The 14,340-nt window shown below is 34.1% G+C and carries 9 protein-coding genes and 1 riboswitch; of the genes, 5 read left to right on the plus strand and 4 right to left on the minus strand.

The annotated features are described in order from the left end of the window. Positions 1-14: 14 nt before the first annotated feature. Positions 15-2,828, minus strand: a complete 2,814-nt coding sequence (locus DXU93_RS01840; protein ID WP_116879535.1) for an alpha/beta hydrolase family protein — start codon at positions 2,826-2,828, stop codon at positions 15-17. A gap of 140 nt (positions 2,829-2,968) precedes the next feature. Here DXU93_RS01840 and DXU93_RS01845 point away from each other — a divergent pair, with 140 nt between their 5' ends. Continuing rightward, positions 2,969-4,771 (plus strand): T9SS type A sorting domain-containing protein, encoded by a 1,803-nt coding sequence (locus DXU93_RS01845; RefSeq protein WP_116879536.1) that lies wholly within the window; start codon positions 2,969-2,971, stop codon positions 4,769-4,771. Positions 4,772-5,438: 667 nt separating this feature from the next. On the opposite strand, the gene DXU93_RS15115 is transcribed toward DXU93_RS01845, so the two are convergent. Further along, positions 5,439-5,780: a hypothetical protein gene (locus DXU93_RS15115; protein ID WP_116879537.1), complete on the minus strand. Its 342-nt coding sequence runs from the start codon at positions 5,778-5,780 to the stop codon at positions 5,439-5,441. Between the two features lie 121 nt (positions 5,781-5,901). After that, positions 5,902-6,018: riboswitch (SAM riboswitch) on the plus strand. Positions 6,019-6,105: 87 nt separating this feature from the next. Here DXU93_RS15115 and DXU93_RS01855 point away from each other — a divergent pair. The 4 genes from DXU93_RS01855 (at position 6,106) to DXU93_RS01870 (ending at position 12,115) form a co-directional block, all read left to right on the plus strand. Continuing rightward, on the plus strand, positions 6,106-7,119 hold the full coding sequence (locus DXU93_RS01855; RefSeq protein ID WP_116879538.1) for a homocysteine S-methyltransferase family protein: 1,014 nt from the start codon (positions 6,106-6,108) through the stop codon (positions 7,117-7,119). Between the two features lie 23 nt (positions 7,120-7,142). Beyond that, positions 7,143-9,827: a methionine synthase gene (metH, locus tag DXU93_RS01860; RefSeq protein ID WP_116879539.1), complete on the plus strand. Its 2,685-nt coding sequence runs from the start codon at positions 7,143-7,145 to the stop codon at positions 9,825-9,827. Positions 9,828-10,080: 253 nt separating this feature from the next. Then, complete coding sequence (locus DXU93_RS01865) at positions 10,081-11,754, plus strand: ATP-binding protein (protein WP_205679216.1); 1,674 nt, start codon at positions 10,081-10,083, stop codon at positions 11,752-11,754. Positions 11,755-11,767: 13 nt separating this feature from the next. Continuing rightward, positions 11,768-12,115 (plus strand): Rieske (2Fe-2S) protein, encoded by a 348-nt coding sequence (locus DXU93_RS01870; protein ID WP_116879541.1) that lies wholly within the window; start codon positions 11,768-11,770, stop codon positions 12,113-12,115. 21 nt (positions 12,116-12,136) lie between these two features. Here the strand turns inward: DXU93_RS01870 and radA are convergent, their stop codons facing one another. Continuing rightward, entirely contained in the window at positions 12,137-13,501 is a 1,365-nt protein-coding gene (gene radA, locus DXU93_RS01875; RefSeq protein ID WP_116879542.1) for a DNA repair protein RadA, read from the minus strand. Positions 13,502-13,602: 101 nt separating this feature from the next. Next, positions 13,603-14,187: a non-canonical purine NTP diphosphatase gene (locus DXU93_RS01880; protein WP_116879543.1), complete on the minus strand. Its 585-nt coding sequence runs from the start codon at positions 14,185-14,187 to the stop codon at positions 13,603-13,605. Positions 14,188-14,340: the final 153 nt, after the last annotated feature.

A 14,340-nucleotide genomic window follows, 5' to 3' on the forward strand; every position in this document is an offset into this window, starting at 1 on the left:
CCCCCAATTCGTAATTATCTATTTTCGTAATTCTCTAGTCCGTAATTTTTTCCTTTATCTACAGCAGGTACACCATCAATTAACCATTTTGGAGCAGGCTTTCCTTGTAAAAAATAATCAAAGAATTGACGCATACGAATACTTAAATCCATACGGTTGGCATTATCCATTAAATTGTGCTGGTCTCCGTTATAATTTAACATCCAAACAGGTTTGTTTAAACGCTTCATTCCTGTAAACATTTCAATTCCTTGATACCACGGAACAGCACCGTCATTGTCATTATGCATAATTAAAAGTGGTGTTTCGATATTTGGAATTCCAAATAAAGGTGAGTTCTCGATATACAATTCAGGAGCTTCCCAAATGGTTTTACCAATTCTACTTTGTGTATGTTCATATTGAAATGCTCTGTTATATCCACTTCCCCAACGAATTCCACCATAAGCAGAAAACATATTACTTACTGGAGCACCAGCCATTGCTGCAGCGTAACGATCTGTCATCGTAATTAATTGAGCAGTTTGGTAACCACCCCAAGACTGACCTTGTAATCCCATGCGTGTACTGTCTACATTAGGATACAATTCCAAAATCTTATCTGTTCCACTCATGATACTATTGTATGCACTTTTCGCTGGATGACCTTCTTCATAACGAATATCCGGAATAAATACCAAATACCCAGCAGATGCATATTCCGTTGCAAAAATAATTGACGCTGTTGGCTTTGGAATGTAGTGATAGTTCTTTTTATCACTGTACATTTCATAGAAATACACAAGCAAAGGATAAGACTTTGTTGAATCGAAATCTTCTGGCTTATAAAGTAGTCCATCCAATTTTTCTCCATTGTAAGATTCCCACTCTACTTGCTCCACTGTTGCCCAATTGTATTCAGATTGCTGTGGATTTGTTTCAGAGATTTTTAATGGATTTTCGAACTTTGTGTTTGTCAAATAAATTTCCGGATAATCAATTGTTGACATTTGTCTGAAAGTTAAAACATCACTTTCTTCAGCCTTTATAATTGAAGTAATTTTATGATCTGTTTCAAACCACTTCACCAAATGAGGACTCAATCTATCATCAACATAAGAATACACAAATTCATCTTTCGAATCTTGATCAACACCGATAATATATGACTCATCAAAAGAAATGAAAGTACTATCGTAGTTCATTTTACGAAGTCTGTACACCATATTAGAAAGATTCTCTTCCTTTTTCGTAATTGGTTTTAATGTTGAAGTCACATAATCGTAAGTCCAAATATGATATTCTGAATACAAAATAATTTCATTATCACTTAAATATCCTGGTGAGCCTTCTGGCCCAGCATTAAAAGGCATTCCATTGATATCGCTTTTCCAATTGATTGTAGAATCTTGAAGATTACACGTCATACAAGTTTCTACTTTTGTTTCTAAGTTAAAGGAATAGAAATTTCCTTCTTCGCTATTGAAGTAAGTAAATATTGACCCTTCAGGGTTTAAGCCAATAGAATAAGGAATTTTAGATTTAATCAATTCCTTTTCACCATTTTCAATATTCACACGATAATAATCGTTTGGCCAAGGAAATCTCCAATTATTAGCGTAGGCATATTGTTCATTAGAATACCCCAAAGCATAATTACTATTTCCTTGATCTAGCAAACGTATATTCAAGGTATCAGAATCAAGTTGTGCAAATGAATTTTTATTCAAGTCATAAACAGAACGGAAACTTCTATTTTGGTCTCTTCTTAACTCCTTTAATTGCTGTGGTTGTAAACGATTATTTTTATAATGCCATACATCAAGTACTGCTTTTTCACTTTTCAACAGTGTATCTTCTGCTTCTTCTTCCGGCATTTCTCTCAAACCAAAGAACAGTTTTGACTCATCTAAAGAAAAATAAATACTTCCTTTAGGAGCTGGAGTTAATCCTTCTGGCAAGTAACTACTATCCTTAGGAACAACAATATTAGGCACATCTTTATTCACATTCCATTGATAGATATCAAAAAGACGTATTTCCTTAGAAGAATCAGTTGAAGCCATAAAAGCAAATTCATTTCCTTTATCACTAAAGGTATAATCTGCAATCTCCGTAAAGTTTGTGACTAGCTTTTTCCCTTTCTCTGATTTTAGGTCATATAAACTTATTGTTGAGACAAGCTCTCCATTTTCTTTTTTCCCTTTAACTATAAATAAATGTGTCCCATTTTTATTAAAGTGAAAATCCGTCACGTTATTAAAGTATTCCTTTTTCCCTGACACGAGGTCAATAACATAAAGTGTATTACCTTCATTATTTACCTCGACCTCTTTCTTGAACAGTCCAAAAAATCCTGATTTCTCTTCCTTTTCAACGTCCTCTTCTTCTATAAGAAAAGCAAGATAGTTTCCTTTTTCAGGAATCGCGTAATCAATAAGTTCAGGAACAAACACTAAACTATCTTTTTGAATAAAGTAAATACCAAGCGTGTCTTTAGTTCTATTCTCTTTTTTAACGTCGTTCAACTTCATATAACGCGTTGTATCAAACCCTGGGTCGACAACATACGTGAGGACTTCTTCATTGAAAGAAAACTGTGCTTTACTACCTTTATTAAACTCCTTGTAATTATTGTTTTTAACATCAAAAAGGACTAATTTTCCGTCTCCTCGGTGAGGATTTATTTCATATGAAACAAAATTACCTTTTGCAGAAACTTCTTGATTTCTTAGAGATTTCCATTCGTTATAAACGGTATGGTCAATAATTTTCTTTTGAGCGAAAACTTCTTTAGAACTGACAAAAAAAAGCAATCCTAAAAGAAATAGTTTTTGATATAAATACATGTAATCTAGTTATTGTTAAAAACTTTACGAAAGTACAATTTCCTATTGAATTATAGTTTTTTTAACGATTTAAAACAAGGGTAAAATTATTTTAATAGCAATTAATTTTATATATTTGTTAAAAATTAAAAGATAATATTATGAAAAAGATTTACGTAATGGCAGCTTTTTTAGGAGCATCTTCATTTGCTTTTAATCAAGTTGTACAGGAAGCGCCTTCTCACTTTACCAAAAGTACTAAGAAAGCAATTTCTAATAATAATGGTGTAACTAAAGCTCCAGGTGTAAGTTTATGGTCAGACGACTTTTCTGATGAAACTACATGGACAATTGGTAACTCTGGTCAACAAGGTACATTTGACATTGGTGTTGAGGCTGACCTTCCAAACCCAAACTACTATTCAGTAATTACTTCTCCAACTGCAACAAATGGTTTTGCATTTTTCGAAGGAGTTCAGTTCTTGTTAGCAGGTTCTGTTGATGTACAAAATTCATGGGTTGAGTCTAACACAAGTGTTGACTGTTCAGCTCATTCACAAATTACAGTTAACTTTCACCAAGAATACCGTGCATTTAACGATGATGTAACATACGTTGAAATCAGTTTAGATGGTGGTTTAACTTGGGAACAAACAGTTGATGTTAACGCAGGAATCGTAGTAAATACATATGCTACTGAAACTGAAAAATTCGTTAACTTTAACGTAAACAACTCTTCAGATGTAAGAGTAAGATTTAGATGGGAGAACACAAGTACTGACAACCAATATGGTTCAGGTTACGCTTGGATGGTTGATGATGTACAAATCTCAAGTTTAGCTGATCACGATATCGCTACGAGTGGTCTTAACTATGGTACTGCTGGATTATTTTACACTCAAATCCCAGTTACTCAAATTGCACCAATCGGATCTGCAGTAGTATTGAACAACCAAGGTTCGTCTGATCAAACTAACGTTGTTTTAAACGCAGAGGAGGTTATTGCTGGTAACTATTCTTCAACTTCTACACCAGTAGCTATCGTTGCAGGTGGTGATGATTCAGTTGCGGTAAATTCAGACTTTACTCCATCAGGAGCTGGAAACTACCAAATTGATTACTCAATTACTTATGACAACACAGATGATGTACCTTCTAACAACATGTTAGAATCTTACACTTTCACAGTTGGGACTAACATCTATGCTAGAGATACTTCAACTCAAGCTGAAATGGGAACAGTTTACGGTCGTATGACAGGATCTAATGCAACTCCATCTCCAAGAGAATTACAACCAGGTACTTTGTATGACATCTATACAGACCAATCATTAACAGGAATTGACTTCCAATTTGGTGATGTTATTTCTGAAGGTTCAGAAGTTTATGGTGAGATTTTTGACTCAAACTTAGACCCAATTGCTAATGGTGAGACAATGCCATATACAGTTGTTTCTGGTGATGAAGGAACATACCACACATTAGTATTTGACACTCCAGTTGATTTAGTAGCTGGTGAGACTTACTTAGTTTCGGTTAAATGTTTTGATACTGACTTCTCAGTAGCTACTGCTGGAGCTAGTGCTGCACAAACTTCATTTGTTTATTACCCAGATGAAACTACTTGGTACTATACTTTATCTACTCCAGTTATCCGTATGAACTTTGATCCAACATTGAATGTAGAGAACAATGAGTTATCTAACTTAAATGTAACTCAAAACTTCCCTAACCCATTCTCAACTGAGACTACAGTTCAGTTCAACTTGAAAGAAGCAGCTGATGTTTCTTACTCAGTAGTTGACATGACTGGTAAAGTTATGTTGAATGTAAACGAAGGAAACACAATTGCTGGTGATCACCAAATCACTATCGATGGTTCTTCTTTCGCTAACGGAGTTTATTACTTAAACATTACAGCTGGTGAATCAAACGTTACACGTAAAATGATCGTGAACAAATAATCATCATCTGAAAAGATATAAGAAGAGGAGCTTTAATAGCTCCTCTTTTTTTATGCCTAATATTTCCATTTACCTACATTCAAAAACAACTTAATCATAATAAAAGTAAATTCAATAAACAGAATATACAATTCAAATTATATACGAAATTGGAGCAATAGAAAAACGTATCTTTACACCATAAGATACAAACATGTCTAAGGCATGTAAAATTGTACAGTTTTCATAAGTAGTAGTGTTTAACAAGAGAGGAAGCAATTGCTTCCTCTCTTGTTTATTTAATGATATTAAATTTCATTAAACATTCAAATAAAAAAGCAATTACGAGTCTAAATAAGATCAAAAAGAGATAAAAATTCTTTAACATATATTTTATATATGAGTACAACAAATGATTTAAATCAGTGTTATTACAATGTTAGGTTTCATAAGTAGTAGTGTAAACAGGAGAGAAGGCGCCCGCTTTCTCTCCTGTTGTTTTTTACAATAAATATGAATAAATGATTGTCTAAAATATAATGCTTAAAAAAAACATTTCTTTAACATTTATTTTACATATCAACACAACAAAAGAAAAAATCAGAGGTTTATATAGTGTTAGGTTTCATAAGTAGTAGTGTTATACAAGAGAGAAAGCGCCCGCTTTCTCTCTTGTTGTTTATAGAAATTAATTATTATTAATTTTGTTTGGAATAATCAACCATACCCCAATTACAACTACTCCAGTTAACAATAAGTAGCTACTACCCTCAATTGCTAAACGGTTCAAAGAAACCCCATAAATAATTAGAGTTATACTTAACAACAACATAACGCCTGATAAATTGATTGATTTGTTCTTCATCATACTTGAAAAAAGAAGAATGACTCCTGCACTCCCAAAAACAATAGAAAAGTATGGTAAAAAATCAATAATTGTAGAACCTTCAAATCCAAGTGCATTAAATATAGTAGGTAATAACATTGATATCAAAGCTATTACAAAAGAATATGTCGCCCATTTTGTCATAGATCAAAAGTACATTTAAAATCGGGAAGTGAAAATCAAGGAATAAAAAAATAAGTATAACTATTTTTATTCCTTACGATTAGTTCTTACATTTGAGAAGTTCTTTAAAAGAATAAAATAATACTTATAAAGAAAGGTGGAGGGACAGGCCCTAAGAAACCTTGGCAACCTTTTAAACTTTTAATTTCGGTGCCAAATCCTTTTTCAATTTCGATTAAGATTTGAAAATAGATAAGTTGAACTAAAGTGACTACGGCTTTTTCTTCCTTTTTCTTTTATTAAAAATATTATTTTTAATTACGGTATAGCAATTACCGATTATAAAATGACTATGACTAAAAGAAACATACGCGACATAATAAAAGAGAAAACCTTAGTACTAGACGGTGCTATGGGTACAATGATTCAACAATATGATTTAGAGGAAAGTGATTTTCGTAGAAACTGGTTTGAAGATGCCAAAAAACCATTGAAAGGAAATAATGATTTACTTTCACTAACTAGACCAGAAATCATCAAGGAGATTCATGCAAGCTATTTTGAAGCAGGAGCAGATATTTGTGAAACGAACACATTCTCTGGAACAACAATTGCCCAAGCAGACTACGATTTAGAAGAAGCCGTTTACGATATTAATTTTCATTCGGCTAAATTGGCAAAAGAAGTTGCTGATGAATTCACACAAAAAGAACCTAATAAACCTCGCTATGTTGCAGGTGCAATTGGGCCAACAAACCGAACTTGTTCTATTTCTCCAGATGTAAACAACCCCGCTTTTCGAGCAATCACATTTGATGAACTCGTAGAAGCATATAGTTTACAAGTTAAAGCACTTATTGAAGGAGGTGTTGATATATTATTAGTAGAAACTATATTTGACACTTTAAATGCAAAAGCTGCTTTATATGCCATTGATGTTATTCAAGAAGAATTAAACACAGATTTACCTATAATGGTTTCTGGTACAATCACAGATGCATCAGGTAGAACATTAACAGGACAAACCACTGAAGCATTTCTTATTTCTATATCACATTTACCCGTTTTAAGTGTTGGGTTAAATTGTGCTCTAGGAGCAAGAGAATTAAGACAATATTTGAAAATAATGGATGAAAAAGCGCCATTTTATGTTTCTGCACATCCAAATGCCGGTTTACCTAACGAATTTGGTGAGTATGATGAAACTCCTGAAATTATGGGAGAACAAATCGAAGAGTTCTTGAAAGAAGGATTGGTTAATATCATCGGAGGATGCTGTGGAACCACTCCTGAGCACATTAAAGTAATTGCTGATCTAGCAGAAAAACATAAGGTTAGAAAACTAAATCAAAGCATCTAAAAAATTTTCAAAAGTCTTTATCTATGAACAATAATAATATTCCACCCTTACAGCTTTCCGGACTTGAACCTTTAATTGTTAGCACTGAATCCAATTTTATTAACGTTGGTGAACGTACAAATGTTACGGGATCTAAAAAGTTTTTACGCTTGATCAAAGAAGAAAAATTTGAAGAAGCCTTGGAGGTTGCTTTAGAACAAGTTCAAGGTGGAGCACAAATCATTGATGTGAACATGGATGAAGGAATGATCGATGGTAAAGAAGCCATGATTAACTTTCTTAATTTAATAGCATCAGAACCAGATATTGCACGTGTACCAATTATGGTAGATTCTTCAAAATGGGAAATTATCGAAGCAGGATTAAAATGCGTTCAAGGGAAAGGAGTTGTAAATTCAATCTCGCTGAAAGACGGTGAAGAATTATTTATCGAACGTGCTAAAATTGTAAGAAGATTAGGAGCTGCTGTAATCGTGATGGCTTTCGACGAAGATGGACAAGCAGACAATTACGAGAGAAGAATTGAAATTTGTAAAAGGTCTTATAATATATTAGTTGATAAAGTAAATTTCCCTCCTCAAGATATCATTTTCGACCCTAATATTTTTCCTGTTGCAACAGGAATGGAAGAACACCGAAACAATGCCTTAGATTTCTTTAACGCCACCGAATGGATTCGTAAAAATTTACCAGGAGCTAGTGTTTCGGGAGGAGTTTCTAATGTCTCATTTTCTTTCAGAGGGAACAATGCTGTTCGTGAAGCAATGCATTCTGCCTTTCTGTATCACGCTATACAACGAGGTATGAACATGGGAATCGTTAATCCTTCCCTTCTCGGTGTTTATGATGACATTGACAAAGAGTTACTTGAAAAAGTGGAAGATGTTCTTTTAAACAGAAGAGCTGATGCAACAGAACGTTTACTCGATTTTGCTGAAAACTTCGTAGGTGAAAAGAAGTTGAAAGTCGTTGATTTATCGTGGAGAGAACAACCAGTAAATGCAAGACTTTCGCACGCTTTAGTAAAAGGAATAACAGAATATATCATTGAAGACACCGAAGAATGTCGTCAAAATTTCAAACGACCAATTGAAGTCATTGAAGGTCCATTAATGGATGGAATGAATATCGTAGGAGATCTTTTTGGAAGTGGGAAAATGTTTTTACCTCAAGTAGTAAAATCTGCAAGAGTTATGAAAAAAGCTGTTGCCTACCTACTACCGTTTATTGAAGAAGACAAACAAGAAGGAGATAAACCAAATGGAAGAATTGTAATGGCAACCGTAAAAGGTGATGTACATGACATTGGAAAAAATATTGTAGGCGTTGTTTTGGGCTGCAACAACTACGATGTCATTGATCTTGGAGTTATGGTACCAGCAGAAAAAATCATCCAAACCGCAATTGATGAAAAAGCTGACGCCATCGGACTCAGTGGACTAATTACACCTTCATTAGATGAAATGGTAACAGTAGCCAAAGAAATGGAACGAGCAGATATTGACATTCCACTTTTAATTGGAGGAGCCACAACTTCTCGTGTACATACTGCCGTAAAAATTGAACAATTTTATACGAAAAATCAAACTGTGCATATTTTAGATGCCTCAAGATCAGTTACCGCTGTTGAAAGCTTACTTGGAAATAAACGCGACATTTTTGTATCCAACATTAAAGAGGAATACAAGAAATTAAGAGAACATCATCAAAATAAAAGTGCAAAAAAGGTCTATTTACCATTAGTCGAAGCAAGAAAAAACAAATTCCCAATTGAATGGAAGCAAGAAGATATTCAAACTCCAAACAAATTAGGCGTTCAGCATTTTGAAGATTATAGCTTAGAAGAAATAAGTAAATACATTGATTGGACCCCTTTCTTCCAAGCATGGGAACTAGCCGGAAGATTTCCGAAAATTCTAGAAGACGAAGTTGTTGGTGAATCAGCAACGAAACTATATAAAGAAGCTCAGGAATTATTACGAAAAATCATTGATGAAAAATGGTTAACAGCCAAAGGAGTTTATGGTTTATTTCCTGCTAATTCAATCAACGATGATGACATTGAAATCTACACAGACGAATCGAGAACAGAAGTATTGTATGTTCAACGTTCTATAAGATCCCAACTGAAAAAATCTAAAAAAGCGCACAACATTGCCTTAGCAGACTTTATCGCACCAAAAGAAAGTGGCATCAAAGATTATATTGGAGGATTTGTAGTAACATCAGGAATAGGAATAGATGAACACATCAAACGATTTAAAGACGATCACGACGATTACAATGCAATCATGATTCAAGCATTAGCCGATAGATTAGCAGAGGCCTTTGCAGAATTACTACACGCCAAAGTTCGAAAAGAATTTTGGGGCTATTCCCCAGAAGAAGAATTCGACAACGAAGACCTGATCAAAGAAAAATACAAAGGAATTCGTCCAGCTCCTGGTTATCCCGCTTGTCCAGATCACACAGAAAAACCAGGACTTTTTGAAATACTAGACGCCACAAAACATACCACAGTTAAACTGACAGAACATATGGCAATGTACCCAACAGCAGCAGTTGCCGGTTGGTATTTTGGACATCCAGAAGCAAAATATTTTGGAGTCGGAAAAATTGCCAAGGACCAAGTAGAAAGTTTAGCAGAACGCAAAGGAAAAAGATTTGAAGAAATGGAAAGATGGCTGAGTTCTAACTTAGGGTACTAAGTTTTTCACTTTAAAAATAACAGTTTAAAGCTACCGTCATAATAATGTAAATGGTAATTCTTCATCGCCAAAGTGTAAAATTTTGATTCTAAGGTGTAAAACACCCCTTACTTTAGTTCGTTTTTTGTAAATATCAACCCTTACTTTAGTTTAATATTATTTAAAACTAACCCTTACTTAAAAATATTTACTATATTTGTGTGAGTGAATCTACTAAAATCCAAAGACATACAAGAAGATGTTTTACCGAAGAATGATAAAAGAATTAGAAAACTGGAGAACCAACAGTTTTCGTAAACCTTTGGTTATTCGTGGAGCTAGACAAGTAGGAAAAACAACATTGGTACATGAATTTGGAAAACAATTCAAACAATACATATATCTCAACCTCGAATCAGCACAAGACCGTTTATACTTCAAAAATTTCAGAGATATACATCAACTATTTGCACAGATACTTTTGCAACATCGTATGAAAAAAGAATTAGTGAATGAAACATTACTATTCATCGATGAGATACAAGAAATGCCAGAAGCCGTAAACATCTTGCGTTATTTTAAAGAAGACTTACCAGAATTAGCCGTAATATCTGCCGGAAGTATGTTAGAAACCCTACTCGGAAAAAACGTAACATTCCCAGTAGGAAGAGTTGAATATAAGGTGTTGCGACCTGTTTCATTCGAGGAATATTTAACCGCATTAGAAGAAGATCAATTGCTAGAAGAGTATGCAAAATTACCCATAGAAAACTATGCCCATTCTAGCCTACTTGAATCATTCCACACCTATGCATTAATCGGCGGAATGCCCGAGATAATTCAGCATTATCGGGAACACAAAGACATTACAGCATTAGGGCCATTGTATGATAGTTTAATTCAATCCTACATACAAGATGCAGAAAAATACGCCAAATCAGAACATCAATTACAATTGATTAGATTTTGTATACACCAAACAATCAAAAAAGCAGGGAGTAGAACATCCCTTGTTGGTTTTGGAAATTCCAATTACAGTTCCAAAGAAATAGGAGAAGTATTACGTGCATTAGAAAAAACATATTTATTACACATTTTATATCCCGTAACAGGAACAACATTACCACTAGAACCAGATCAAAAAAAGACACCGAGAATTCAATTTTTAGATAGCGGTTTAATTAATTATAATCTAGGACTCCAAAAAGACATTATCGGCACACAAGACCTACATAGTGTTTATAAAGGAACATTAATAGAACATTTAACAGGACAAGAATTACTTGCTCAAAAAAACCTAAGTTTAGATAAATTACATTTTTGGATACGTCAAAAAAAGCAATCTGATGCTGAAATTGATTTTCTACATGTCTATAATGGAAAAATCATACCCATCGAAGTAAAGCCTGGAGCAAAAGGAACCTTAAAATCACTTCAGGTTTTTATGGACAGATCTCCATTACATTTTGCAATACGACTATACGCAGGTGAAATAAAATTAGATGAATTAAAGACAAAGAATGGAAAGCCATTCCATTTATTAAGTTTACCCTATTTTCTAGCTAGTCAATTAGACCAATACATAGAATGGTTACTTGATCAAATAGGAGAGCATCCAGATACTCAATTTATAGTTAAGGAAAGTAAAGAAGAATACAATGTACAGAAAAAAGTGACCAAGACATGGAGGATTGAAGAACTTAATAAAAAACATCTTAAAATTTTAATATCCTGTAAAGATTCACCACAAAAAGGAAGAGAACTTATTGAGAATGAATTAGGAATGAGCTACCAATCCATAAATAAAAGAAAATACCTTAATTCTTTACGGGAATTAAAACTTTTGGAATTTACAGATAAAGAAAACGAAAAAAGTAAAGAACAACGCTATCGATTGACCGCAAAAGGAAGAAAATTTATAGCATCGAAGGAAATAGCCACTCATTAAACTATAAGACACAATGTTTTCAGATAAAACAAGAAAATATAGATTAGCAGATTCTCGTGAAGCATTTTTGAATAATTTTAATGCACATGGAGAATACATTCAGAACTTTCCATTTGGTGAAGTATTATTCGTCAAGAAAGAAGATGAAATCTATGCTTTTATAAATGATTGCCCACATCAAGGTCAAAAGATGCAAGGATGCAGCATAGAAAATGGAAAAGTAATCTGTCCTGTTCATCAATATAAATTCGATATCGAAACAGGTCGTGGACATGGATTATTTCTTGATTTTTATCCTTTGGAAGAAAATGAAAACGGCTTCTTTTTATTGCGCACTTATTTTAGTTGGTTTGGAGAATAGAAATGATTTAATCAAATTTTCTTAACCAAACAACTCCCTTAAAACCTCTTCAATTCTGGTGCATCCAACAATTTCTATTTTAAAATCCTTTTGTTTGATTCCTTTATTCTCTTTAGAAATAATTATTTTATCAAAGCCTAACTTTTCAGCTTCTGAAACCCTTTGATCTACACGATTTACAGGACGTATTTCACCTGAAAGTCCAACTTCGGCAGATAAACAAATGTTCTTCTTTATGGCAATATCTGCGTTTGAAGATAAAATAGAAGCCATTACTGCTAAATCAATAGCTGGGTCATTCACTTTAATTCCTCCCGCGATATTTAAGAAAACATCTTTAGCACCAAGCTTAAATCCACAGCGTTTTTCCATTACGGCAAGTAACATATTGAGTCGGCGCAAATCAAAACCTGTTGCACTACGCTGAGGCGTTCCATAAGCTGCTGTACTCACCAAAGCTTGTACTTCGATCAACATGGGACGCAAACCTTCCAAAGTTGCTGCAATTGCCGTTCCTGAAAGCTGATCTTGATTGTTAGAAATTAAAATTTCAGAAGGATTATCCACTTGACGCAATCCTGACCCTAACATTTCATAAATTCCTAACTCATTTGTAGAACCAAAACGGTTTTTAATGCTTCGCAACAAACGATAAACATGATTTCGGTCTCCTTCAAATTGCAATACCGTATCCACCATGTGTTCCAACACTTTCGGTCCGGCGAGTGAACCTTCTTTGGTGATATGCCCAATTAAGAAAACAGGTGTTTCTGTTTGTTTTGCAAAACGCAATAATTGTGCAGTACTTTCACGTATTTGTGAAATACTTCCAGGCGAACTTTCAATCGTTTCGCTATGTATAGTTTGAATTGAATCGACCACTAACATTGTAGGCTGTAATTCTTCGGCATGTTTAAAAATACTTTCCAGTTGCGTTTCTGTGAGCAAAAAGCAAGATTCATTTAAAGCCCCTATTCTACTGGCGCGCATTTTAATTTGCTGTTCACTCTCCTCACCTGACACATACAATATTTTATGTTTGTTTTCTTGCATGGCCATTTGAAGCATCAAAGTCGATTTCCCAATACCAGGTTCACCACCAAAAAGAATTAAAGATCCAGGAACCAAACCACCTCCAAGTACACGATTCAATTCCTTATCTACCATTTGAATACGTTGATGAGGCACTTCCTTTATTTCGTGAATTGCGCGTGGCTTAGATGTTTTCTTTGAAGTTTTAGCAAACGCAGTGACCTCATTCTTGCCTTTACTGATCACCTCTTCAACAAATGTATTCCATTCGCTACAAGAAGGACAACGTCCTAACCATTTTGCGGATTCGTGTCCACAATTTTGACAGAAATGAGCTGTTTTAACTTTTGCCATAATTCAAATAATTTTGAAAATCGATTCTGAAAATTCAGAAGATATTAAACTTAAAAATACTGTTTTTTTACCCGTAATACAGATAAGAAATGTCTTGCTTACTATTTAAAAAAGTCAACTAAAGCGGCAATTGCTCTACTCCTATGACTTCTCTCATTTTTCTCTTCCAATGACATTTCCGCGAAGGTTTTTCCAAAGTTTTCAGGCTCAAAAATTGGATCATATCCAAAACCTTTTGCTCCACTTTTTTCCTTTCGAATTTCTCCAGTTACCTTGCCTTCGAAAACATTTTCTTTTCCATCCAAAATTAATGCAACCACAGTTCTGAACTGAGCTTTTCGATTGGATTCTCCTTCAAGCTTTTCAAGGACCAAATCCATATTTTTGTTACTGTCTTTTTCTGGTCCAGCATAGCGCGCACTATACACACCTGGCTCACCATTTAAAGCATCAATTTCAAGTCCTGTATCATCAGCAAAGCAATTTACATTAAACTTTTCATAAACATAACGCGCTTTTTGCAATGCGTTCCCTTTCAAATCAGGTTGTTCTTCTGGAATATCATCATCACAACCGATATCTTGTAGAGTTTTCACGATAATATGATCTGGCAAAAGCCCCTGTATTTCGAAGGCCTTATTCTTGTTTTGCGTTGCAAATATGAGTGCTGTTTTCTCTTCTGACATGATGAAATTTTAATGTTAAACAAAGATAGTTATTGAATTAAGAATATAGATAATTAGGATCCGATAGTTACCGGATTACGAATGTTTCAATTAGGAATGAAAAGGTTTAATCTTCATCAATTTACTTTCTAAAAAGGCCAAATAGCGCATTCT

It is taken from the genome of Brumimicrobium aurantiacum (assembly GCF_003402975.1).
Classification (GTDB): domain Bacteria; phylum Bacteroidota; class Bacteroidia; order Flavobacteriales_D; family Crocinitomicaceae; genus Brumimicrobium; species Brumimicrobium aurantiacum.